Here is a 25,750-nt window from a genome sequence, read left to right as displayed (position 1 = left end):
TTAAATCCTCTTTAAAAAGCCTTTCGGCAATTGCATAGTAATACAGTGTAAGCTGCCAAATTGATGAATGATTGGTACGCAATCAACACCAATCACAGTATGTTCAGGATAAGCTATCTGAATTTGCTTAAGAGCAAGCGCATCTTTTTCATCATTATATACAGGCACGAGTACTGTTTTGTTCATGATTAAATAGTTCGCGTAGGTTGCTGGTAGGCGGTAGCCTTCATCATCAAAAATAGCTTTTGGCCATGGCAAGTCAATTAATTTGTAAGCTTCACCTGAAGGTGTTCGAAATGAACGCAACTGTTCAGCCATTTTAACTAAAGCAGAGTAGTGTTCATCATTTTCATTATCGCAGCCAACATAAACTAAGGTATTTCCGGGGGCAAATCTTACTAGGGTATCGATGTGGCTGTCGGTGTCATCACCTGCTAAATAGCCGTGATCGACCCATAAGAAATCTTTAGCGCCTAATTTGTCTTTTAAGATTGCTTCAACGTCATCTTTTGACAATTCTGGGTTGCGGTTATCATTTAACAAGCACTCGGTAGTTGTTAATAATGTACCCGCTTCATTAATTTCAATACCGCCACCTTCAAGCACCATGTCGACGACATCATAATCATTCTCAGGTGCTGCAAGCTCATTGACCAGTACTTTATTGATTTTATTATCCAGTTCAGCGGCAAATTTATTGCCCCAACCTGTAAAGGTGAAGTCTTTAATGGATAACTTACCCTCAGCATTTTGGGTTGTGATAGGGCCATGATCTCGTGCCCAAGTATCATTGCATGGGGTAACTACAAAATGAACTTTTGTAAGGTCAACTTCATGGTTTTTTAGTAAATTCAAAATATGAGCTTTAAGTGATTCATTGTGGGCAACAATTACCACATCTTCCACTTGTGAGATTTGCTGGCATAAAGCGACGTAAACAGGCTCAACTTTGTCTAAAATATCAGACCAATCAGTATCTAAATGAGGCCAAGTTAGCATAATAGCATCTTGCTCGGCCCATTCTGGTAAAAGTGTAAATTGCATTAGCGATTGAGATAAAAGAAATATAATTCTTTATTTTATCATTTACACTCAAACTGTCAGTATTTTTGTCTGCTCGTTACTTATTTTGCTTCTTTTTTAGCTGACGGGTTTGTGCGTGTAGACTTGCTCTGACCATTAACTCTTGATCATCGTCTCTTATTTGTACAAAAGCCAAAGTATGCTGATATTGATTTTCACCTAAATATTCAACGTGAATGACTTGTGTATAACAATAAATCGCACTGGCTTCATGATTCAAAAAAATCTTGGTTCTTAAGTTCTGACCAACAGCAAAGGGGGAAGAACATGTTACTTTAAGACCGCCACCGCCATAACTATCGCAATATTGATTGCTGTCGTCGGGTTGTTCAGTTGCGAGTATATGACTCATTATAAGGTCAATTTTTCGAGACTGTGCTTTTAAATATTCAGCAAGCTCAGAAGCAACATCTCCTAAATTTCTCAGTGGTCTTAATGCATTTACGTCTAATTCATTGACTTCATTTGCCAATCTAAAAAGTGGAGGGATGGAAAGTTCTAGCGCTTGTTTAGTTTGTGGCACTTCACTTTCTTCTACAGCAAACAGATTGACTTGATTTGCTTCTTCTACTTGAAAATAGGCACTAAATTCTTCTTTTAAGTTGCTGCTCATTTGGTTACGGCTTAATTAATTTTAAAGTATCTTAACCTTGTTTATTATTAATCTCTAGTTTTGTTGTATTGGGTTTTGTCTATATGATATGAATTAGAACACATCATACTAATTGAGTGTTAAATAGAACAGTGTTATAAATATTGTAATTAAACAAGGAAAACAATGAAGATCCCAACTAAATTAAAAGAAGGGTGTAAAATTGCAGTTTGCACCTTTTCATCACCAGTACCTCTGAGCTTTGAAAAGCGTTTTCAAGAATGTATCAAAACTTTAAAGTCATTTGGTCTTGACGTTTATGTTGATGAAAATGTCTTATCTGATCAGGCTATTTCAAAACAGTGCATTGCAAATTCATTAAATAAATATCTATGTGACGATAAGTATGATGCGGTTATTCCACCATGGGGCGGAGATTTTGCTTTAGAAGTTTTGCCTTTGCTCGACTGGGAAACTATCGCTAAATCAAAACCAAAGTGGATTTTTGGATTTTCTGACATTAGTACTTTGGCAACAGCTATTACTAGTAGAGTAGGTTGGTATACCATTCATAGTGCTAACTTTATGCAAATTGCAGGAAATGAAGATTGTAATTATGTTAAATCACTGTTTGATTTACTTTTTAACGCAGCACAGGGTTATTCGTTTGAGCAGAAGTCTTCTTCTTTTCATGAATTTGATTATCCAGATTATCAAAGTGAGCCGTTGTCGTCTTATTCTTTAGATACATTGAGTGAATTAATCATCATTAATAATAATGAACAAACAACATTAAAAGGTTCATTAATTGGAGGATGTATTGACACACTTCAGCTTACAATGGGGTCGGAATTTTTGTCTCTTAAAAATATGTGGGATTCAAAAGACATCATAGTTTATTTAGAAAATGCCGAGTTAAGTCCAACACAATATAAGCGTGCACTTTTGAGTCTTAAAATTAAAGGTTTCTTTTCGAATTGTAGTTGTATTTTAATTGGCAGAAATAAATTCGAGTATTCGAATTATAAACTTGGAAATGAAGAATTTATTTTGAATGAAGTGTTTGCTGATCTAAGCATTCCGGTTTTCGGAAACTTAGACATTGGCCATGTTTCTCCTAATTTGACACTAGTAAATGGTGCGACAACGCTGGTTAATTTTGCAAAAAATAAAATAATCATTAAACAAGAGTTAATGTAAAATTTTTATTATTCAATAGCTTGGATTTTACCTTTTATAGGGATGTATAATGAAATTATTTTTAACTAGTTAAAAGTATTAGTTTTTTATTCAGTACCTAATATCTTTATCCTTTTCTCTGATAATCCCTAAAATATAAATTGATATAATCCTATATTTCTATTAATTTACTACTTAAGGGTTAGTTTTCATCTTGCCATTGTATAAAAATAAAGCGCTCACAGTGTGTGATTGCCAATATGAGTTTTCTCAACTATGGAATTTAATACCTCTTTATCTCATTCAGCCCAGTGTCTTAAGCAGGCTATTCCGCTCCTGGTCAAATATAAAATACCGGTAACGCCTATTAATTATGCTATTTGGTACTGCTATGTTTTAGGAAGTAATGTAGATTTAAATACCGAGCTTGATAATATTTTAGCCGAGCACGGTACATGTTCGGCATCATCTGCTCGATATTTATTTGACAAATATCTATCTGATAAAGACTTAGAGTTATTTTATCAATTATCTGAGGATTTTCAGGGCACACTAGAGTCTGTTCAAGCTGATATTGATTCAACGCTTGCAAGTTCTCAAAGTTTTAATTCTGCTTTGCTATTATGCAAGTCTAATCTAAATTCGTTAGACAAAAATGATATATCTAGCTTTGATAATGTATTAAGTTATGTAGATAAATTAACTGAAGAATCAGTTCTAATGCAACAAACTGCTTCTTCATTTCAAAAGAAATTACAAGCTGCATACAGCGAGATCTCTGAATTAAAGCAAGCACTTGTAAGCTCACAAGAAGCAGCAATAACAGATCAGCTTACAGGTTTATTAAATCGAGGTAAGTTCGATCAGGATATTGCCTTACATATTAGCCAGTATATTAATACCAACGCTATATCTAAAACTCTTATCTTTGTAGATATTGATCACTTCAAACAATTTAATGATGATTTCGGTCATCAAAAAGGCGATGACGTTTTAAAAGTTGTTGCTAATAAGTTATCTAGACATTGCACGAACAAAGCCAGTGCGTACAGATACGGTGGTGAGGAGTTTTGCATCTTAGCTGACTTTAAAAGTGTAAGTGAGGCACTAAATTTCTGCCAAGCTATCAGAAAAGATATAGAAAAGTTATCGGTCAAAGGCAAGAAAACTGGAAAATCAATTCGCAATATCACAGCAAGCTTTGGCATTGCCTTTTATAAAGAAAAGCAAAACCTCGAAGATTTTATTTCATGTGCTGATAAAGCTTTATATCTTGCTAAAGCTCACGGAAGAAATAGAGTCGAAATTGCACCAGCTATTTAACTCTAAGAGCAGATAATTACGAATAAATACGACGTAATAATGTGGTTTTATTTTACTTAGAGGGGTATACAATGTCCTTGTTTTCACACTTATCCCTCATGTTTACCCATGATGTGTTTTAGGCCGTCCTACGCGGCCTTTTTTTATTCAAGTTAATATAGAAGTACTTCAATTCAACTGTCTCATAATGTAATTCGCTATTAGAAAATGGTTCTAAAATACTCACCACTCTAAAATAGAAAACCCCTTAACTAATCCGCTTAACCGAATAATCGATTTTTATGCAAAAATAACTGTTAGTTGTACCGCTCATTCGTCCTATTATCACTGGGGTACCTATATCCAAATAAGCAATGTATAGATATCATCTGGTTTAATCCCTACAAATGATTAAGAGTCATTGAGTAATGACATTAATCTTATTTTTTAATTTAGGCTCAAAAAAAAGCCGCAATAAAAGTAAATGCGGCTTTTTTGAATTTCAACAATTCTTTATAGCACCATAGCCGCAATCCAACCGAATACTAATAAAGGAATATTGAAATGGATGAATGTTGGGACTACAGAATCTTTAATATGATCATGTTGACCATCAGCATTGAGTCCTGATGTTGGGCCTAAAGTAGAATCAGAAGCAGGGGAGCCTGCATCTCCAAGTGCACCAGCTGTACCAACCAATGCAGCTGTTGCCATTGGAGAAAAACCAAGTGTTAAGCACAAAGGTACAAACAAAGTTGCAATTATTGGCACGGTAGAGAAAGAGCTGCCAATCCCCATTGTTATTAGTAAGCCAACGAGCAAAATCATTGCTGCTGCTAATGGTTTATTGCCTGCGACTATATCCGCCGTGGTGTTAACTAAACTCGCAACATCACCCGTTGCTTTCATCACTGACGCGAATCCTTGAGCTGAGATCATAATAAAGCCAATCATTGCCATCATGGCAACACCTTGACTAAATACATCGGAGCTTTGTTCCCATTTTACAATTCCGAATATGCTAAAAATCATCACGCCTACAAGGCCACCTAAGATCATTGAACCACTGACATTTTGCGCGAGTAATGAGCATACAACAGCTATGCTGCCAATAATCATAACCTTTTTTGGATTCTCGATTTCTATTTTAGTTGATGAGTTTTCTGTTTCTTTGTCTGAGTATTCCCTATTTTTTCTATAACTAAAAAACACCGCGATGATCAGGCCAACTAGCATTCCGATTGCGGGAATTATCATGGCTTCTGGTACTTCTGTATTCACAATCTCCAAGCCATTTTCAGCTAAGTTTTTATGTAAAATTGAATAAAGATAAATACCGCCAAAACCATAAGGGAGAACCATATAAGAAGTCGCAAGTCCAAACGTTAGAATACAAGCAATAGCACGTCTATCAAGCTGTAGCTTATTAAAGACCACCAATAAGGGTGGGATCAAAATAGGTATGAACGCGATATGTACTGGGACCAAATTTTGTGACGCAATCGCACATGCCAAAATGATGGTCATGATCAGCATACTCAACGTTTGCATATGTTTAGAGTGTGCTTTGTCTACTTTTGACAGCAATTTATCTGCAAGAATTAGCGTCAAGCCTGATTTTGATATCGCTACTGCAAATGCACCAAGCATGGCATAACTTAATGCTATTTCTGCGCCACCAGATAAACCACTGTTAAATGCTTGTAATGTATCGCCTAAACCTAGACCTGCAATTAAACCTGCAGAAAGTGCACTGATTGTCATTGCGACAATCACGTTCACTCTGGCCAAAGAAAGGCCCAACATGAGTAAAACCCCAATTAATACTGAATTCATACTAATCTCTTTTATTGTTTTTAAATCGTTTTGTTAATACTAAATAATGTTTTTTTAATTCTGCTAATTCACTTTTATTCCCGTATCGGACTTTTTCGAATTCATGTAAAAAACTATTCAGCTCAGTTTCTATTTTCGGATACTTGTCATGAATAGCCGAAATGATTTGTCCAGGCGTTTTAGTATTATCAAATTCACCAAAAGCACGAAGTTGTAGTTTTCGTAACAGTTTAACAGGCAAGGGGGTAGGTTGATTCGAATTACGTTGCAATACCCAATATACTAATGCGAATAACAGGCAAAGCCCTATAATTACGGCGATACCTGAAAGTATCTTAGCTCTTTCACCAAATATATTTTTAAGAAAACTACTTTGTTTTTGGTCATCAAAATTTAGAACCCATCGGGTCCATTGATAATCAAATGACTCTAGTTGCAAACGCAACCAGTTTACCAATGCGACATCAGATAACCCCATCAATGTCATGCCAATATTACTTTTTAATTCTTCCGACAGTTGGCTATGTTGTGATAAGGAGCCATTTAAACGCTCGGGTGATACCCAAGCTGTAGGATCTAATTCAAGCCAACCTTGATTAGGCACGTAGTATTCCAGCCAAGCGTGTGCATCATATTGATAAATACTATAGTAGTTGTTCTTGGCATTAAACTCACCGCCTAAGTAACCCGATACTAACCTAGCTGGGATACCCACACTGCGCATCATCATGGCTATCGTTGAGGCATAATGTCCGCAAAATCCTGCTTTGTTGTTAAATAAAAATTCATCAATTTTATTTTTTGACTGGCTGATTGGAGGATTCAGTGTGTAGGTGAAGCCTTGCTCCAAAATATAATTTCTTAATAAACCAATAAACTCTGCTGTATTATTACTTTTTTTATCAAACTTTTCAGCTAAGGCTTTTGCTTGAGGATTTAAACCACTAGGGAGTTGAATGTTTTGTTCGTATTGCCAACGGTTAATACTAGTGTCCTGAGTATCAACTACATCGAAAACATTGTATTCAAAGGCTGAACTGACAGGGCGTTTTCGATATGGAAGGCCGAATACATTTGTAGCGACTAAGTCTTGTTGCGTGGTCATTTTATCTAACGCGTATAACCACTTTAAGTGACTTGGCTCTGCAATAATGGTGTAGCTATATGTATTATCGTTTGCTTGATAATTAGCTGAAACACTTTGAAGCGATGACATATTCCAACGCGTACCATCAAACTCATCATGTACAAGTGCTCGCCAATAAAAGGGACCTTCTATATTTTGCTCTTTTGGAAAAATAGCCCTGAAGACTAACTCATTTGATTCTGACAATTTTGAAATTTCAAACGGATCAACGTTTTCTGACAAACCAGTTTTAGCAGAGTTAGGTCCTGGAAGTTGCCAAAATGCAGGCAGCTTTGGAATAAAAAGTACTAACAGTACGCTTATTGGAATGGTTAAAGCTAATTTACCGAATGCGTTTTTAGCAGCTTCTTTTGCTGAAAACTCATATTGATGGATCAGCATCAAAGCTAAATTTACTCCAATCAATATAAACACTAGCAGGGCTGAGAAGAAATTTTGTGAAAAAATAAATAAGCAGGGAATAGTAAAAAAATTAAGTACAAACACCTGCATGGTCTGTCTTTCACTTTGCGCTTGATAGATTTTGAGCAACGATGCAAGTAACATCATAGAAACAAAGAATGCGACTGAGTTTTTAATACCAACAAACCCCATCAACAGTGCAATACCCGCTAAAGCACTGCCATTGATGATACCGCCAGTTATGGTCTTCTTGTAAATTACTCTATTTAACTCGTAAGCTATAAATAAGCCCGTAATAAAAGACACGATAACGAAACCAAGATCACTTGCCATTATCCAAGCAAGTAATAAGTAAATGAGAGAACAAGCAATTTGATTAAGCTTCACTTAGCGCCTCCAAACATTGCTTTTTATGATTATTTCCTTGGCTTAAAGTAATGAGTCGGTTCGGTAATTTAAGGGCGTAACTTTGTTGTGCGATTTCTGCCTGTACGACTAAAAAACTCAGCTGTGACAGTTTATCTTCTTTAGTGCCTGATACTTTATCAAAATCAAAGCCATAACTGGCTGACTTATCCGGAGCTTGATAGTCTTTAACTAATAGCTCTTTATTTTTAGCAAAGTGTCGCCAAGATATTCTATGTATACTCATGCCTTCGCGATAACTTTTTAACTCATTAAAATCTTCAGCTAAAGCGTAATCGTCCAGTGCTTTTTCGCCTTTTTCGGAAAGAATGAAACTATCCTTTGGAAGCTCTGTTTCAATTTGTATAGGGTAGGCATAGACGTGTTTATCGCTTATCAAATAGCTCCAAATAGTGACTAGTCCAAACGGGTAGTGAGTGAGGATCTTAAAACGCCCAAGCGTATGCTTACCACGTTTAACTGGCAGAAACACTTCTAAAAACTCGTTACTTTTTATCCTTTTTAAAATACTTTTTTCTTTTGTTTCAATATGCTCTATCTGAATATCGTAACGTTGTTTTTGATTATCAATTTTAAAGGTCACCGATGGTCGCTTATCTGCAAAATCATCTTTGATCCCTGCGACTTCAATCAGCAAGCCATTGAAATTACTAAATGCATATATTAAGCACATGAGAAGCATTACAAACATTAAGTAAGACACAGCCAAGATCAAATTATTTTGATAATTGATGCCTAAAATAAAGTTTAAGACTGCGATCCCTAAGAAGCCCAGTCCTGACTTAGATGGTGAAACATAAATGGTGTCATGCTTGAGTTTTATACTGTCTCCTTGATGCTTTTTTAATAATAAAGCATCAAACCAAGCGGGTTGGGGCAGCTTAATCATTACATCTGAACCGGCACTTGTGCGTATATATCTTCGATGATTCTAAATTGTTCCGAGGCATCTAAGTTGAGCCTATGACCTGCAACTGCAGGGAAAACAGCTTGTACATCATCATGAGTTACATAGTCTCTACCGTGGATCATGGCCCATGCTTTACTGGCTGTCCCTAATGCAATACTTGCTCGTGGTGATAGGGGATCTTTGAATAATCCAGACTCTCGAGTGAAACTTACTAAATCTAGTATGTATTGAACAACTTGCTCTTTTATTTCCATCTCTTCAATGGCTAATTGCAATTCCGATAGGGTACCTAACTCCATCAATTGCGTGAGTGTTGTTTTTCTACCATGGTCTCCAAGTATAAGTTTTTTTTTCAGCGTCTTTAGACGGGTAACCTAAACTCACACGCATAAAAAAGCGGTCTAATTGAGATTCTGGCAGGGGGTGTGTGCCTGATTGATGAAGCGGGTTTTGTGTTGCAATAACAAAGAAAGGCTCAGGTAGTTGATGAGTCTGACCATCCATAGTTACTTGTCTTTCTTCCATGGCTTCAAGTAATGCACTTTGTGTTTTCGGGCTTGCTCGATTTATTTCATCAGCCAGCAAAACCTGTGTAAAAACAGGACCTTCATGAAATACAAAGCTTTGTTTATCGGTATTAAATATGGTTGAGCCTGTAATATCAGCAGGAAGCAAGTCACTGGTAAATTGAACCCTTTGATAAGTTAAACCTAACACCTCAGCTAGGCCATGAGACAATGTTGTTTTACCCATACCTGGTAAATCTTCAATCAATAGGTGACCCTTACAAAGTAAGCTACAAATTGCTAATTTAACTTGTGGTTGTTTGTCATAGATTACAGTTGAAAGTGACTCTAAGAGCGTATTTATATTTATGTTCATGTAATTAATTCTAATCTTTTTAATACAGTATCAACTTTCTTGGCATTAAATGGCTTTTCAATGAAGTCTTTAGCACCACATTCCCAAGTGTTTTGTACACATTCAAGACTATTATGGCCAGAACACATAATAACGTGCGATTTAGGATAGTGATCGTTCAAGTATTCTAAAATACCTGTGCCGTTTGTATTTGGGAGCTCAATATCGAGGAAAATTAAGTTTGGCGGATTTGTTTCAAGGAGATGTTTTGCTGACTCAAAGTCTTCAGAACCAGATACTTCTTCAAAACCGAGCTCTTCTAAGATATTGCCTAAATACTCACGGGCTTCAACAGAGTCGTCAATAATTAGGATAGGTTCCAGTGGTCTAACAAATTCCATATGTTTACTTCTTAAAAATTTTTTCTTCATACTAAGATAACAGGCAAGATTAAACAATACATTACACCGCTTTAAAATGTCCGATACCGTCTAGTATTGGACATAAAGTGTTGTTTATATAGCTTGTGAATAGTTTGATAGTAATCCAATTACACTCACACTTATCTCGCATAATTTACGTTATGTTAAATAGAATAAAATACTTAACTAAATACATCTTACCTTTGATTTATTTAAGCTTTTATTACCCTTATTCACGCTCATCATTAAAGGTTTAATTTTCTAAGCATTGTTTTTAGAAATCTAATTGTTCTATATGTCTGTTATTCTTAACCAGATCAGTAATTGATTGTGAGTTGTCTCTTATTTGCTTTGCGCTTTTAGAGAATTGAGCCTCTAAACATGGAGCTAAGCTTTTATGTTTTTTGTTTATATAGTGATGCCCTGTAACATCTTCTAATTTTTTACTCTTAAACAAAACCTGCTCTAAGCTTGATAAGCTTGCTGCTATTTCTAAATCGTTAGATAAAATCACGTCTAATTTATTGTGTTTGAATAATACATGTGGATCGCCATTGGTATTAACGCCATAGCACGACAAATATTCTTTTTTGCAGACTTGTTCATAGATTTTATAACTCATGTTATAACCAACCGGAATTCTTCCTTGTAATGCCATTTCACAATCTCTCGGGGTCTTACAATACAAATTGATAGATGCATAAATTAATGGCGTATTTATTTTTATTAGATCTTTATATCCATCTGCAACTGAACTGACCCTCAAAAATTCGGCATCTAATTTTCCTTTATTTGTTAATCTGAGTGATCTACTGGTTGGTAAGTTTTTCCAAATAACGGTTTTATCTAATTCGCCATAAGCTTGTGTGACAATTCCTTTAATATCTGCAATGTATTTGTTTTCTTTGACTGCAATACCTATCGACATTTCATTGCTTGCACTATTTGCTAAATTTGAATTTAGTAATATCGCCATTACAAGTATCAATTTGTTAAACATAATCCTTCACCACAAGCACTTTCGTTAGCTTTACTACTTTGAGTATAGATTGTTTTTCCAAGCCGATATTTTCATGTAATTCTTTATTTAGCATTTTATCAGTGGGATTTCTGGCCACCTCGTTGTATATCTTCTTGATAACCAATCTCTTTTCATTTGCCACTGATTGCTTTGTAACTCTGTGGCAATACGTAAGCTACTGCTGCCGTAGCGTTTATTGATTGTATCTAAGCACTGCATAAGCTCTGGCTTATCGTCAGAAACATTAAACATATCAATTTGTTGGTGCATATCGTCTTCGAGTTCAATGGCGCCAATACCCGCTTTGTAATATCGCACACCTGGTTGGAATAATTGGCTGAATACCAACTCGACTTGTTTGGCAAATACCGTACTGTCATTCGATGGCACAGCAAGTTTTTGAATAAATGACCTTTTATAGTAATTATCTTCATGTGGTGAGCTATGAGCAAAGATGATTAATCGCTTCGTTAAAGAGCCTTGTTTTCGTAGCTTCTTGGCCACTATTGAGCAATGCGTTACTAGTGACGCCTTGAGTGCGAATGGGCTTTCGACACGCTCACCAAAACTGCGGGTGCTGAATACTTCTTTTTTACGCTGTTTTACATCATCCCATGATAAACATGACACCCCGTTAAGCTCTGATATCGTTCGCTCCAACACAACACTAAATTGTTTTCGCATCATTTTAGGATTTTGCTTAGCCAAATCTAGCGCACTTTCGATACCGAATAACTTAAGTTGCTTGGTTAATCGTCGCCCTACGCCCCAAATGTCCGATACTGTCATATTGGCTAAAATTTGCTTTCGAGATTTTTCACTGTCAATAACTGCAACACCTGTTGCACCTACAAACTTCTTAGCCGCATGATTGGCAGCTTTCGCGAGTGTCGGTGTTGGTCCGAAGCCGACCCCCACTGGTAACTTGGTTTTGCGCCAAACCGTACGGCGAATTAAGTGACCGTATTCATACCAAGAGTTCACCACATCACTGTAGCCATCAAACTTTAAAAATGATTCATCAATAGAATACACATAATGTTGATCACTAAAACGGTTAATAACGGCCATCATCTTGTCACTTAAATCTGCATATAACTCATAATTTGAGGAGCGGATCACCACATTATGCCTATCTAAAATGTGTTTTAATTTGAAATAAGGCTCAAACTTTGGGACTCCAAGTTTTTTAACTTCAGGAGATGCCGCAACAATACAGCCATCATTATTAGACAGTACAACTACCGGCTTTTTGCGTATTGATAAGTCGAATACTCTTTCAGCTGAAGCATAAAATGAGGTGGCATCAATTAACGCATACATTGTTTTAACCTCATGTTTTGACGATGCATTCTTAGTGAACCAGTAACAATACCTTCGAGCTGAAAAACGTCACAATCACTGATAAAAACAGGTTTAAACAAAGGTGATGCAGACAGTAACTGTCGGTTATGGATATCGAGAATTTTACACACAAACTCGTTATTAAAATTAGCAACAATTACATCTTGGTGTTTAGGCTCGACAGCCCTATCTACAATTAATAAATCACCATCAAAAATGCCAACACCTTGCATCGAGTCACCAGATGCGAGGCCCAAAAAAGTTGCATTAGGGTCACCAACAATAAGCTGATCTAGCGATAATCCGAGCTCTTTATATTCGGCAGCTGGAGACTCAAAGCCGGAGATCCCCGCTGCCGCTTTAACAGGTATTACTTTCATACTGCACCAAAATACATATACTGTATATAAATACAGTATATGTATAATTTGTCATATCGGCAACCTTAGCTGTGCCAGCAAAAGAGCTAAAAAGTGAAGTTATAAAACCTTTTGAGCATAAAACAGATAAAAAAAAACGGCTTAGTTTTCACTAAGCCGTTGAATTATTTATAGTACACTCTAACTTAAGAAAGTTAATTTAGAGGTTGCTATCACTTTCAAATTAATTAAAGCTAAACGCCCTACTTTGCTGATTGCTTTCTAAACGCACTTTATTGCCAGTGAAAGTCTCGAATAATTTTGTATGAGCCACTTTTGAAAAGACATCGTCTCTGGTGTCATAGTCTTCAATCCAAGCCAATAACATGTCTAGATTTTCATCTTGTGCTGCTTTTGATGGGTATTTGTGCGGCTCCCAAGGGCGCGCTTTAGCATTGGCTTTACAGGTTTCAACATTTAAATCGATAAACACCAAATGCTGACATTGTTCTGTGATCGGTTTAATTAGATCACCATAGCAACCCTCAATCACCCAATCTGAATGAGACTGAATAAATTCGTTGATTTTATCGATTGAAGATTCAAGTGGTGCCCGAGTTGGTGGTGACGTAGGCAACCAAGCAAGTGTATCTAAATCTAAATGTGCGGCTGAATGTTTTTGTGCTAAACGCTTTGAAAGGGTTGACTTTCCTGAGCCTGAATTACCAAAAATAATCGTTTTCATTTGCTAGTCCTTATTTATTCAGCCGTAATGCAAGAGTTAATGAAGCGCCGCTGTAAATGGGATCTTTTTACAGATCTCAGCTTCAGCCTCAAGTATTTCAACTAGACGCGCATCGATAATCTCTTTATCGAAGTATTCGTAGCCCAATTCTACAAACAGATTTTTATGTTTTTCTTCTGATTTAGCAATGGCAACATAAAAATCTTTCTCTTTGCCTTCAGGTAAGGCTTCTGCAACTAAGGAAAAACGTTCGTGGCCTCGCGCTTCAATCACCGCAGCCACTAGTAGGCGGTCGATTAAGAATTCATCGGTGCCCTGTCTGAATAATGCGCGCATACCTTTAATATATGGGTCTTTTTGGTCATTACCTAGTGTAACGCCACGCTCTGTTAATAATTTCAACACTTGCTTAAAATGGATCATCTCTTCGATGGCTAAATCGGTCATCGCTTTCACAAGCTTAGTTCTGTCAGGGTAATGACCCAACATAGACATAGCCATGCCAGAGGCTTTTTTCTCTGCGGCAGCGTGATCTTGCAAAAAGGTATCAAAATCAGCGAGTACTTTTTCAGTCCAATTAAACGGGGTGTGGTACTTCAGTTCAAACATAAACATTCTTAATTAATATAAACTGCGGGTATTTTAGCGTAGGACATACATGAATTAAACCGATTGCATAAATGTGAGTAAATCGGCGTCTTTGTCTACTTTCCCCATCCGCGTAGAGCTAATTTTCAGTGGATGCTTTAAGTCATTCCAAGCAGTGACTTTGCCGTTCACGTTCAGCTTAGGCATATCTATAATTTCTGTAGTAGCAGCATCAACCCCTAAAAAGTCACACAGTTTTGCAAAACTATGGGGCTGGCTAACATTCAAAAATACATGCAGAGCTTGAGTATCTTCAAAAAACGCAATGGCTTTAGCTTTATGTGTTTCGTAACACGTAGTAAGAAAGTCGAAGTTATCAAGGTTGTCGTAATCTAACCCTGAAAAGGTGTTTAAAAAGCAACGCTTAATCGTGTCGTTAAAGCCACCTTTATCTGAAAACAGGTTGCCTGACATACGCCTTAATAATTTAGAAATAGACGGTAGCCACACTGCTAAGTCTCTTTCCAAATAAATGAATTTAGCATCAGGATATCTTTGATATAGCAGCGCATAATCATTAAATACAGGGGTATCGGCAATGACGTGTGCGTTACTAAATGACTCTATTGTATAAGCTGTATGTGCCGTCGTTAAACCAAGTTCAACACATGCGGCACATAAGCTTGTCGTGCCAGTTCTCGGTAACCCAATAATAAAGATTTTACTCATAATGCGCCCTACAATAGTAAGGGCGCATTATAACGAAAAATTTATACCAATCCTCTTAATTAAGCGATCTATTTTGAGTCGAGAAAAACTTGTCGATAGCACCGCTAACGCGTCCTGCTCTCGCTGAGGTACCTACATCCATGTAGGCAAGTCGAAATTTCTTATTTAGTTCTTCTAAATAAGAAATTTTCAACGACGCTAGCGTCAGTTTTAGTCCCTCAAAATGATTGAGGATTGGTATCACTGTTTAATTAAATAAGTGACGAAAACTTCTGAAGAAATAACAATATCAGAGACATTATACGCCTGCTTATGTGCTCGACCTGATTCAATCATTGATTGTCTTGCATACGGTGTTGGTATAGATGGCGCATCTGCAAAATTTACAGAATAAACTCGGTCTAATTTCGCATCGAATGCGCTGGCAAGCTCTCTTGCCTCAGACTTTGCATCTTTGATGGCCAATTTTTTAAGTTTATCTTGTACTTCATCAGCCTTTGAATAAGAGAACTGCGTATAGCCAATTTCATTGACTCCGGCTTCAACTAACTCTTGTAAAAATTGTGGATACTTATCGACGTCTGTCAGTTTTATCTCAACATTTCGTGTTACCCGAAAAGTAGTAAACTCCTGCTGCTGCGTGCCTCGGTTGTATTCATGTTGGCGATAGATATTAAGCTGCGATGCATCAATGTTATTTTTACTGACATTAAAGGTATTAGCGATTTTTATAACTCTCGCAATCACATTATCAACTTCTCCTTTTGCTTTATTGATGTTTTTATCTGAATGAGAAATAGCAACACTTAGAACAACTTGATCTGGCTGAACAAGCTGCTGAGCATACCCAGTTACGCTTAAGTGCGGACTTGTAGGCTCTGCATACGCGTAATTAAAACTTGAAGATAAAAGTAAAGAAGTAACGACTAATAGTTTTTTTAACATACCTGCTCCGTTTATAGGTATTAGGTCAATGTATAGGGCAATGCCTATGATATGACTTAAGATGCACTATTAAAGTAAAAACTCGATTAATTAAGGCTGAATAGAAAAGGCAATTTTTAAAGAATCACTAATAAAATCACGTTCATGAGGTGAAAATAAGTCTCTGTGTGCTTCAATTATCAAGTTTTGAACTTCAAATTCAGCCATTTTTTTATTAAATAAATTAATCGCCTGTTTTCCTTGCGGTGTTTTTGCACAAGCAATATAACCGAATACGCTTGGGGCTTGGTCTATTATTCGATGAAAACTTATTTTACTTTCACCAAGTACTTCTGCATATTCGTTAATAATAACAGACGTATATTCGATCATGCCGTCAAAGCGACCTTGCATAAGCATTTTCCGCAAGCGCTTAGCACTCTCTTCTCCCTCACTCACAACAAATAGGTTTGGGTGTGCCTTAATAAAATCATCAATATTCTTGCCATAACTACGACCTTTCGTGATGGCTATTTTAAAATCTGTTTCTAGTAAATCATTCAAAGCAACATCTGCTGAAAACCCTTTTTTATCTCTTAATACTAGTCTGTTAGCGGGAAATGCTGTGAGCGGTCTAGCAGAAAAATAAGCTAAAGTTTCGCGCTTGGAATTCTTAACTTTGTTATACAAGCAGGTATTTGGATACATACTCAGCGTTCGCCACTCGCGAATACGACTCGCAGGCATAAAGTCTATTTGTAATTGCGGGTATAATCTTTTTGAAATATCGATTAATAAACGCGTGACCATATCAGCACTACTGTCGGGGTTAGGTACATAGTCAGAAGCTATATTCACTTTTAATGGCGCGCCATACAACTCAACACTAAATAACCCAAACAGAAACACTAGAGCATACTTCATGAACTTGCCTCACCACATAGATAAGGTAAGTATAGAAGCTTGGTAAAATTAAACATAAAAAAAGCCAGCAAAGTTGCTGGCTCTTTTTACATTACAATTTAAGTATTAAATACTACAACGCTTGTAATTGCGGTATTCTGGATACCAGTAGTTTTTATCGATTGTTTTAAGAATGGCTTCGTCAGACATTTCTAACGCAACACCTTCTTCCATCGCTTTCTTAGCAACAGCGAAGGCAATCTTCTTACTTAACGGCTCTATCTCCACCAGCGCAGGTAGTAAGCTTCCTTTTCCTGTATTTGCTCTAGGTGAAGCTTCAGCAAGCATCTCGCTTGATACCATCAGCATGGCATCAGTAATTCGCTTAGCCTTAGCGGCAATAGCACCTAAACCAATACCAGGGAAAATATAACTATTGTTACATTGAGGAATAATGAACTTTTCGCCGTTATATTCAACTTCACCGAACGGACTACCAGTTGCAACAATCGCTTGACCATTTGTCCACTCAATGACATCTTTTGGATGTGCTTCAACTTGGCGAGATGGGTTGCTTAATGGAAAAATAATAGGCTGTTCACATCCGGCATGCATTGCTTTAACCACTTGCTCAGTGAACAGGCCTGGTTGACCAGAAACACCAATCAAAATGTCCGGCTTTGCACAGTGCATTACGTCTAGTAAAGATGCAAAGTCACCGCTATATTGCCAATCAGTTAATGCATTTTTTTGTTGAACTAGGGCAGCTTGGAAGTCACGTAGACCCTCCATACCCTCTGTAAGTAGGCCAAATCTATCAACCATATACACTTGGCTACGCGCTTGCTCGTCAGAAATACCTTCAGATACCATTTGACTGATGATCTGCTCAGCAATACCACAACCCGCAGATCCTGCGCCTACAAACACAACTTTTTGGTCACTCAGTTTGACGTCTTTAACACGACAAGCGGCAAGTAAAGAGCCAACAGTAACCGCCGCAGTACCTTGAATGTCATCATTAAAGCTACAAATCGTATCTTTATAACGCTTAAGTAAAGGCATCGCGTTTGGTTGTGCAAAATCTTCAAACTGTAGAAGTACGTTTGGCCAACGACGTTTAACGGCTTTGATGAATAAATCTAAGAACTCATCATATTGCTCTTGGTTAATACGTTTATGACGTGCACCCATATACATAGGATCAGCAAGTAACTTCTCGTTATTAGTACCCACATCAAGCATAACAGGTAGCGTGTAAGCTGGGCTAATACCACCACAAACGGTATATAGAGACAGCTTACCAATTGGAATACCCATACCACCGATACCTTGGTCACCTAAACCAAGAATACGTTCACCATCAGTAACAACGATAACCTTTACTTTGCCTTTTGTTGCATTGCGCAAAATATCATCGATGTTGTGACGCTCTTCATATGAAATAAATAGACCACGAGAGCTGCGGTAGATATCAGAAAACTTTTCACATGCATCACCAACCGTCGGCGTATAAATGATAGGCATCATTTCTTCTAAATGATCGCGAACCAAACGGTAATAAAGTGTTTCATTGTTATCTTGAATTGCACGAAGATAAATGTGCTTATTTAAATTATCTTTGAAAGAAGAGTATTGCTGGTAACAACGCTCGACTTGCTCTTCAATGGTTTCAAAACGCGGTGGTAATAAACCATTTAAATTAAAGTTCTCACGCTCTGATTGACTAAATGCACTACCTTTGTTTAATAAAGGCGTTTCTAACAGGTTAGGACCTGAGTATGGAATGTATAGATAATTTGGATCGGTTTGTTTAGTCATATTTACTTGTAATGATACGTCTGGCTGATTTTATTATTACTTAGCTGTGAATAGGCAAGAAAGCAAAAAATTGCTTATAAATAAAAAAGGCGCTTTAACACAACTAAATAATTAAAGAGCCTTGCAGTATATCTTAAAAATATCACTAAACCTATGGGTTTAGCCGTCATTCACCGAGCACAATGCCCTCTCGTCGAGGATCTGCGCCACCTACGAGCCGACCTCCGACCAGTTCGATACCATGTAAACCTGAATTCAAATCTCGAATAAAAACTTTATGACCTAAACTTTCAAAATAGGCTTTGTGCTTTTCAAGCTCAGTGCCTTTTTCTAAAGTCGTTACTTTGTTGCGGTTAGTTATCTTTGGAAGATTGATAGCGGACTGAATATCTAACTGCCAATCAAGGACACCAATGACCGTTTGCGCAACATAATTGATAATACGACTTCCCCCCGGAGAGCCAACAACTAAACGTAAACTGCCATCTTTGTTAAACACCATAACAGGCGACATAGAACTACGTGGACGTTTATTGGCTTCTACGCGATTCGCACGCAATTGACCACGCTTCTTCGGAGAAAGCGCAAAATCGGTTAACTGGTTATTTAACAAATAACCGTCAACCATTACTGTCGATCCGAAAGCCATTTCGATAGAACTGGTCATAGAGACCGCATTACCCGCTTGGTCAACAATTGAAACATGGGTAGTTGAAGGCAGTTCATAGCTGTTATCAGCGGCATAACTTAATGCGCCGTTTAGCGGTTTACCTACTGGAACTTTATGGTTATCTCTGTCTGAAATCAGCTTTGCCCGTTCAGTTAAGTATGCGTCATCTAGTAAGGCATCGGTTGGTACAGTGACAAAATCAGGATCAGCCACGTAATGATTTCTGTCTGCAAATGCCAAACGTGAAGCTTGGGTGAATAAGTGCAGCGCTTTGGGGTCATTAGGCTGATATTGGCTTAACTTTTTACCTTCGAGTAATTTCAAAATTTGAAGTACAGCAACACCACCACTACTCGGTGGTGCCATAGAGCACACTTTATAAGCATGATAAGACGTACAGATAGCGTCTCGATGTTTACTTTGGTAATTTTCTAGGTCTGATAAAGACAATAACCCAGGTGCAATTTTAGAGTTTTGCACGGCATCAACCATATTTTCTGCATGTTGGCCCGTGTAAAAAGCAGAAATACCATGCTCAGATATATTCTTGTATAACCTAGCCAATTTAGGGTTTTTACGAATACTGCCCACAGCTAAAGGTTGATCATCTGGGTAAAAGTACGCTTTTGCTTCAGGTAAACGGGTAAGACCAGGATTAAACTTTTTAGACAACAACATATTTAAACGTGGTGAAACCACAAACCCTTGCTCTGCTAATTCAATGGCTGGTTCAAATAACTCTGCCCAAGCCAATTTGCCATATTCTTTGTGTGCTTTATCAAAGGCGTGAAGAATACCGGGTACACCCACCGAGCGACCACCTACAACGGCCTTAATCCAAGGGGCTGCTTTGCCATTTTCGTCTAAGAATAAACCTGAGGTTGCTTTAGCTGGCGCTGTTTCTCGGCCATCTAACGTTGTTAGTGCATTTTCGCTTTTATCGAAGTGCAAAATAAAAGCACCGCCACCAATACCTGAAGATTGAGGTTCAACCAAGGTTAAAACCAACTGCGTGGCAATTGCCGCATCAATTGCACTTCCGCCTCTGTCGAGCATCAATTTACCCGCTTTAACAGCGTAAGGATTTGCAGCCGCAATCATATAGTTATCGGCGATTTGCTTTTGCTTTTTTGTAAAACCAGTGGCTGCTTCTGGCTCCCTTACTTCTTGTTTTGGTGAGATTTGGCTAGAACAGGCACTTAATAGAGCCAATGAACAAAGCGATAACGCAAAAGGCAGAGATTTGGATGTCATAGTTGTTGTCATTAATTTTCAAGTTCTGGTTTGCATGATAAGAGTAAACGGGCAGAATATGCAAAAAATAAAAAAGAATTTTGATTAATGATCCAATTGCCACTAGATAAAAAATACATTCTGCCTCCCATCCTGCTTTCATTATTAAGCTTTACCTTAATGGTCCTAAATACCAATGACTTACTAGAGTTTCATCGAGATAAAATCGCAGCAGGTGAAATCTGGCGGATCTTTACAGGCCAATTTGTCCACGCGAACCCAACACACTTACTGCTAAACATTGTAGGCATTGGCTTTATATGGCTGTTACATGCTGAACATAGAACACAAAGCCAATATTATATTCATAACGCTTTTTTAGCTTTATGGACAGGGTTGGGCATTTGGCTATTCGTACCTGATATAAAAGTTTACACAGGGCTAAGTGGCCTGTTACATGGTGTTATCGTTTGGGGCGCACTTAAAGACATTCAAGTTGGTATGCGTTCAGGCATTCTTTTGTTCATTGGTATTTGGGCAAAACTCGCTTGGGAACAATGGGCTGGGCCAAGCGCTGAAGTCGGCGCATTGATCCAATCACGTGTCGCCATTGAAGCACATTTAATTGGTGCTATTGGTGGGCTAATTATGGGATTAGGGCTAATTAGAAACAAATCATAAGACAAGTCAGAAAAGAAAGACTAAATAATTAAATATTAAAAAGGCCATAGCGTGATATGGCCTTTTTAATGAAACAACTCACTGACCGATAAGTAAGGCTCTCATTGCATCATCCATTGCATGCTCCACAACTGGGATATGATCAACATCATATTCCAGCTTGATAATTTCAAGGCCTTTGAATTCCTCATATTCAAGCATTGCTTGAAACCAATCTACATAGCGGCCATTACTAACACGACCTCTCGCAGCGATTAATATGGCCTTACTTTTTAAACGCTCATCAAGCACGCCTCTATCGGAGATCAATTGAGGCGTTATTTCTGTGTGCGCCCAAAAACTGCCATCAAAAGAAACATGCGCACTAAAAAAGGGATCTTGTGGGTCATCCATTAACATGGCTAAACCTGCAAATAACCCTGTATAAGAATGTCCAACTATGCTGCGTTTAGATTGATTTATTGGATAATTCGACTCTAATTTCGGCGCTAACTCATTAACAATGAAATTAAAGTAATCTTGCGCTAACGGCCATTGAGAGTAATCCTCACGGTGCTTGTAGCTAGCATCAACAAAATTTTCAATACCGATAATGATTGCCTCAAGCTCTAACCTATCTAAACTGTCAGCGACTCTTTTTAAGTGCCACTCAGCATCTAATACATAAATAACAGGATACTTTTTACCGATAATACGATTTTTAGGCAAATAAAGCTGAATTGGATAAGTAACACCTGTAAATGAAGAAGAAACAGGCTCAAGTATTGAACGCTCTCCAGCTTGAAAAGCCAGAAGTGTCTGAGCACTTGGTATTTCAGAATTCTTAGAACTACTTCCACACCCAATAAAGCTACTTATCAATATAACAAATAGAAAATACTTAAATTTAGACATCGGGTTCATCCTTAAATTCAATCTAAAGTTGTGTAGTAAGCTGAAGATGTATACACAGAGTAATATTAAATGACGGCTTGTACTATTAACAAACCGAAAAATATCAAGGTTCAAATAAAACTTAAGTGCTAATAACCTACTTTTAAGAACATATTTGGTATTGGAAGCTGCAAACATTAATTGTGCTTGGCTCTTTATTCAATGCTCTGCCAAGCACAAGTAAGAAAGATAGAATTATTGTTTAATCGCAATAATTTTCGATTACTTCATAATTGCTCATTTCAACTTTTTTGTATGTATTATTTTCTGTTTCAATAATCTCGAATAGCTTTACACCACACGTTTCTTTTCCATTAGGTAATTCGACATAATCGTATAAAGCTTCATAATTTCCGTTTTCTTGTGCTTCAAATGTAATCAACTTTCTGCACCAAGAGTATAAAGCTCCACCAGAATCGGCTTTGCCTGGAGAAAACCCTGAAATGCCAACGCCGTTAAATTGAAATGAGAATGGTTTTCCTGCTGGAATGTAAACTTCATTTTGATGAGAATCACCAAGCTCTTTATCATAAGCAGGCATATCTAAACGACTCAAGCTTCTAACAAGATTAGCTTTAACACCAAGTGTTGCAATATGGCTACCATGCTCAGTAACAGTCGAGATGCAACTGTTATTACTTGGTCTACCAACAAAATTATTATTACTCGGGACAGAAGCTAATCTTAATTTTGCACTAGGACCATCAACCATAGGCTGAAGATAAATATTTTGAGCGCACCCAGATAACATGATCACAGCCGCAGATAACAAAACCTTTTTCACAAGTTCTCCTTTGTATTTATATAAAAAAGCCAGAATACATAAATATCCTGGCTAGAAAATTCCTGTGAAAGGTACTATGAAGTTGTGTTTTTTACAACGTTTCTTCTAACCACTTAAAGAACTCACGCTGCCACACGATGCCGTTTTGCGGTGTCAGTACCCAATGGTTCTCTTCTGGGAATAGTAAGAAGCGACTCTTTAAGCCACGTAATTTAGCAGCTTGGAAAGCGGCGATACCTTGCTCAAGTGGTACACGGTAATCTTTTGCTCCGTGGATAACAAACATCGGCGCATCCCACTTATCAATGTGATTGATTGGGTTAAATTGACCATAGGATTTGTTTGTTGATGCGTTGTTTTCCCAATAAGCACCACCTAACTCATTATTAACGAAGAACAGTTCTTCAGTTGTACCGTACATGCTGCGTAAATCGAAAATACCACAATGAGCAATAAAGGTTTTGAATCGACCCTCATGGTTACCCGCTAAATAGAACGCTGAATAACCACCGTAGCTCGCGCCTACAGCACCAATTCGAGACTTATCAACGTATGACTCTTTCGCAACATCATCAATTGCAGCAAGGTAATCTTCCATTACCTGACCACCCCAATCGTTACTGATGTCTTTGTTCCATTGTTCGCCGTGACCAGGCATACCACGACGGTTAGGTGCAACAACGATATAGCCCTGAGAAGCCATTACTTGGAAGTTCCAACGGAAAGAATAAAACTGCGAAAGTGCAGATTGTGGACCACCTTGTAAATAAAGAAGTGTTGGATACTTTTTCTTCTTATCAAAGTTCGGCGGGTAAATCACCCAAGTCAGCATGTCTTGGCCATCTGTTGTTTTAACCATACGCTTTTCAACGTTTGGTAAATCAAGACCCGCATAGAAAGCGTCGTTCTCTTTGGTGAGAGCTGTTAGTTTTTTGCTGCGAAGGTCAAAACGATAAATCTCACGCGCCGCATTCATGCTATTACGTGTAACGACGAGTTTGTCTTTTAGCACAGCAACAATGCCATTTACGTCAAACTGGCCTTTAGTTAGCTGTTTAATTTTTGGTTTAGATTTACTTTTTGTATTCACTGCAACTTGGAAAAGTTGAACTGTGCCATCGATAGGTGCAATAAAGTAGATGCTTTTACCATCATGACTCCACTTAAAACTGTTTACTGTGCCATCCCAATGCTCAGTTAAGTTAAGCTCACGATTTTTAACTTTAACGACAATATCATTTTTGTCAGCTTCGTTACCTGCCTCATCCATTTGTAGCCAAGCTAATTGGCCTTTTGCAGAGAACGCAGGATACTTATCGTAACCTAAGTTACTTTCAGTGATATTGGTCGTCTTTTTACTTTTCAGGTTATAACGATAAATATCTGTATTTGTACTTTTTACATACTCAGTGCCTGTAAGCTTTTTACTTACATAGTAAATATTTTCACCTTTTGGGCCCCATGTATAGTCAGCGACACCGCCAAACGGCGATGTTGGGCTATCAAACGGCATGCCCTTCATGATGTCGACTTTTTCTTCTGTCTTGAGGTCTTGGTAGAAAACATGCTTATACTTACCGTCTTTCCAAGTATCCCAATGACGGTAATTTAAATCATCGAACACATAAGCATTAGCTTTGCCGAGCTCTTTATAGCGATCTGTTGCAAGCACATCTTCAAGCTGAACTTTTTTGTGGAAAAGTTTTTTTGTACCATCAGGTGACAGGCTTTTGTCGATCACAACACCTTGGTAACTTTCTAATAGCTGTGCATCGCCACCTTTCAAAGAAACCTGATAAACTTTGCTATCAAAACTATTGTTTTCAATGCTTGGTGTTGTAACTTTATAAATAACGTGGGTTTTGTCTTTATTAAGGCCTAAAGCGCTTACTCTTTTTAGTTCCCATAACTTTTCAGGTGTCATCACCTCATTGGCAAAAGCACCAACACTAAAAGCCAGTCCTAAGCTGACTGATACAATCGTTCGCATCATCGCGAATGTCCTCCAAAAATAAATCGATGTAAGAGTACATAATTAGAGGACGCGTGAATAGTAGATGAGATAATATAATGATTTATATTATTGAAGCATGTTTGTTTTAGAAGCTGAGTTTAAAAAGCCCAGCCTAACACTAAAGATAAGTCGTTTATTTTATGGGAATAACTGACATCAGCGGTATATACTCCCTGTTCGGTTTCTTTAATACTGAATTGAGAGTACTCAAAACCTATATAAATACTATCTGAAACTACATATTCAGAGCCCACTGAAAAATATACGTCTCTTCCACTGTGGTTTTGTTCTTGGATATCATTTATGACTAACATAGCTGGCGAATACTGTTTATAACGCCAATTCGCTACACCAACTCGCAAATTTACATTCAGTTTTGCATTAATATTTACATGACCCTTAATACCAAATTTAAGCGCGTTTGTTTCGATTGGTAAGCTAACAGGGATAGATTTGAATACGTTATCATTTATCAAACCTGAAGGAATTTTTAGTGTGTACGAGTGATCTGCCTCACCATAAGAATGTTTAGATAACTCAACCGAAAAATATTCCGAAATAGGTAGACCAAATCTAATACCATGAGAAGTTGAGTTATTACTAGAAGAGCGTTTGTCTCCTATATCAAAGTCTTGAGATGCGTGGAGCTTATTTGAAGAAGACCCGATTAAAAACTCAGTCGTAAAAGAAGGAGTAGAAGACGCGTATGAATTTGATGCTAAGAAAACGAGTCCAAAAAGATATTTGTTCATTACAGCCTAAAAAGATATAAATGGGCCGATAATGATAACACTTAGCATGCAAACAATTGAAAGGCTACATAAAAATATTTAACTTTATG

General features: G+C 37.5%; 23 protein-coding genes and 1 pseudogene. 3 read left to right on the top strand and 21 right to left on the bottom strand.

Features of this window, described 5'->3' with window-relative positions:
- Both PP2015_RS08160 and PP2015_RS08155 read right to left on the bottom strand, forming a co-directional pair.
- A complete protein-coding gene (locus PP2015_RS08160) occupies positions 1–1,044 on the bottom strand; it encodes an agmatine deiminase family protein (RefSeq protein ID WP_058029800.1) in 1,044 nt (347 codons plus the stop codon).
- Positions 1,045–1,120: 76 nt separating this feature from the next.
- Positions 1,121–1,696 carry a PilZ domain-containing protein gene (locus tag PP2015_RS08155; protein WP_058029799.1) on the bottom strand — a complete coding sequence of 192 codons (576 nt, stop codon included), beginning with the start codon at positions 1,694–1,696 and terminating at the stop codon, positions 1,121–1,123.
- 165 nt (positions 1,697–1,861) lie between these two features.
- Here PP2015_RS08155 and PP2015_RS08150 point away from each other — a divergent pair, with 165 nt between their 5' ends.
- The gene (locus PP2015_RS08150) at positions 1,862–2,875 is read left to right on the top strand and encodes a S66 family peptidase (protein WP_058029798.1); all 1,014 of its coding nucleotides are present in this window, start codon (positions 1,862–1,864) and stop codon (positions 2,873–2,875) included.
- Between the two features lie 255 nt (positions 2,876–3,130).
- Positions 3,131–4,177, top strand: a complete 1,047-nt coding sequence (locus PP2015_RS08145) for a GGDEF domain-containing protein (RefSeq protein WP_058029797.1) — start codon at positions 3,131–3,133, stop codon at positions 4,175–4,177.
- Positions 4,178–4,669: 492 nt separating this feature from the next.
- On the opposite strand, the gene PP2015_RS08140 is transcribed toward PP2015_RS08145, so the two are convergent.
- The 15 genes and pseudogenes from PP2015_RS08140 to ggt form a co-directional block, all read right to left on the bottom strand.
- Positions 4,670–5,992: a Na+/H+ antiporter family protein gene (locus PP2015_RS08140; RefSeq protein ID WP_058029796.1), complete on the bottom strand. Its 1,323-nt coding sequence runs from the start codon at positions 5,990–5,992 to the stop codon at positions 4,670–4,672.
- A 1-nt stretch (position 5,993) separates the two neighbouring features.
- A complete protein-coding gene (locus PP2015_RS08135) occupies positions 5,994–7,928 on the bottom strand; it encodes a transglutaminase TgpA family protein (protein ID WP_058029795.1) in 1,935 nt (644 codons plus the stop codon).
- A complete protein-coding gene (locus PP2015_RS08130; protein ID WP_058029794.1) occupies positions 7,918–8,856 on the bottom strand; it encodes a DUF58 domain-containing protein in 939 nt (312 codons plus the stop codon). The genes PP2015_RS08135 and PP2015_RS08130 overlap by 11 nt, the downstream gene beginning before the upstream one ends.
- Positions 8,856–9,759, bottom strand: a pseudogene (locus PP2015_RS08125) (AAA family ATPase). The gene PP2015_RS08130 and the pseudogene PP2015_RS08125 overlap by 1 nt, the downstream one beginning before the upstream one ends.
- Positions 9,756–10,139, bottom strand: coding sequence for a response regulator (locus PP2015_RS08120; protein WP_058029793.1), 384 nt, complete (start codon positions 10,137–10,139; stop codon positions 9,756–9,758). The pseudogene PP2015_RS08125 and the gene PP2015_RS08120 overlap by 4 nt, the downstream one beginning before the upstream one ends.
- A gap of 295 nt (positions 10,140–10,434) precedes the next feature.
- Positions 10,435–11,160 carry a hypothetical protein gene (locus PP2015_RS08115; RefSeq protein WP_058029792.1) on the bottom strand — a complete coding sequence of 242 codons (726 nt, stop codon included), beginning with the start codon at positions 11,158–11,160 and terminating at the stop codon, positions 10,435–10,437.
- An 87-nt stretch (positions 11,161–11,247) separates the two neighbouring features.
- On the bottom strand, positions 11,248–12,504 hold the full coding sequence (locus tag PP2015_RS08110; protein WP_058029791.1) for a Y-family DNA polymerase: 1,257 nt from the start codon (positions 12,502–12,504) through the stop codon (positions 11,248–11,250).
- Entirely contained in the window at positions 12,492–12,905 is a 414-nt protein-coding gene (locus PP2015_RS08105; protein ID WP_058029790.1) for a LexA family protein, read from the bottom strand. Before PP2015_RS08105 ends, PP2015_RS08110 begins: the two co-directional genes overlap by 13 nt.
- A gap of 223 nt (positions 12,906–13,128) precedes the next feature.
- A complete protein-coding gene (locus PP2015_RS08100; RefSeq protein ID WP_058029789.1) occupies positions 13,129–13,629 on the bottom strand; it encodes a P-loop NTPase family protein in 501 nt (166 codons plus the stop codon).
- A 36-nt stretch (positions 13,630–13,665) separates the two neighbouring features.
- The gene (locus tag PP2015_RS08095) at positions 13,666–14,238 is read right to left on the bottom strand and encodes a MiaE family protein (protein WP_058029788.1); all 573 of its coding nucleotides are present in this window, start codon (positions 14,236–14,238) and stop codon (positions 13,666–13,668) included.
- 54 nt (positions 14,239–14,292) lie between these two features.
- Positions 14,293–14,946, bottom strand: a complete 654-nt coding sequence (locus tag PP2015_RS08090; RefSeq protein ID WP_058029787.1) for a sulfotransferase family protein — start codon at positions 14,944–14,946, stop codon at positions 14,293–14,295.
- Between the two features lie 240 nt (positions 14,947–15,186).
- Positions 15,187–15,891, bottom strand: a complete 705-nt coding sequence (locus PP2015_RS08085) for an SIMPL domain-containing protein (RefSeq protein ID WP_058029786.1) — start codon at positions 15,889–15,891, stop codon at positions 15,187–15,189.
- 90 nt (positions 15,892–15,981) lie between these two features.
- Positions 15,982–16,794 carry a hypothetical protein gene (locus tag PP2015_RS08080; protein WP_058029785.1) on the bottom strand — a complete coding sequence of 271 codons (813 nt, stop codon included), beginning with the start codon at positions 16,792–16,794 and terminating at the stop codon, positions 15,982–15,984.
- A gap of 105 nt (positions 16,795–16,899) precedes the next feature.
- Entirely contained in the window at positions 16,900–18,594 is a 1,695-nt protein-coding gene (locus PP2015_RS08075; RefSeq protein ID WP_058029784.1) for an NAD-dependent malic enzyme, read from the bottom strand.
- Positions 18,595–18,760: 166 nt separating this feature from the next.
- Entirely contained in the window at positions 18,761–20,518 is a 1,758-nt protein-coding gene (gene ggt, locus PP2015_RS08070) for a gamma-glutamyltransferase (RefSeq protein ID WP_058029783.1), read from the bottom strand.
- 87 nt (positions 20,519–20,605) lie between these two features.
- Between ggt and rrtA the strand changes: the two genes are divergently transcribed.
- Complete coding sequence (gene rrtA, locus PP2015_RS08065) at positions 20,606–21,178, top strand: rhombosortase (protein WP_058029782.1); 573 nt, start codon at positions 20,606–20,608, stop codon at positions 21,176–21,178.
- A gap of 78 nt (positions 21,179–21,256) precedes the next feature.
- On the opposite strand, the gene PP2015_RS08060 is transcribed toward rrtA, so the two are convergent.
- From PP2015_RS08060 to PP2015_RS08045, 4 genes are all read right to left on the bottom strand, one after another.
- On the bottom strand, positions 21,257–22,072 hold the full coding sequence (locus PP2015_RS08060) for an alpha/beta hydrolase (RefSeq protein ID WP_058029781.1): 816 nt from the start codon (positions 22,070–22,072) through the stop codon (positions 21,257–21,259).
- A gap of 241 nt (positions 22,073–22,313) precedes the next feature.
- Complete coding sequence (locus tag PP2015_RS08055; RefSeq protein WP_058029780.1) at positions 22,314–22,895, bottom strand: hypothetical protein; 582 nt, start codon at positions 22,893–22,895, stop codon at positions 22,314–22,316.
- Positions 22,896–22,986: 91 nt separating this feature from the next.
- Positions 22,987–24,888, bottom strand: coding sequence for a S9 family peptidase (locus PP2015_RS08050; RefSeq protein ID WP_058029779.1), 1,902 nt, complete (start codon positions 24,886–24,888; stop codon positions 22,987–22,989).
- Positions 24,889–25,007: 119 nt separating this feature from the next.
- Entirely contained in the window at positions 25,008–25,661 is a 654-nt protein-coding gene (locus tag PP2015_RS08045; protein WP_058029778.1) for an outer membrane beta-barrel protein, read from the bottom strand.
- Positions 25,662–25,750: the final 89 nt, after the last annotated feature.

This window comes from Pseudoalteromonas phenolica (genome assembly GCF_001444405.1).
GTDB lineage: Bacteria > Pseudomonadota > Gammaproteobacteria > Enterobacterales > Alteromonadaceae > Pseudoalteromonas > Pseudoalteromonas phenolica.
The sequence above is the reverse complement of the archived record's forward strand: the minus strand, read 5'-3'. Positions and strand labels throughout refer to the sequence as shown.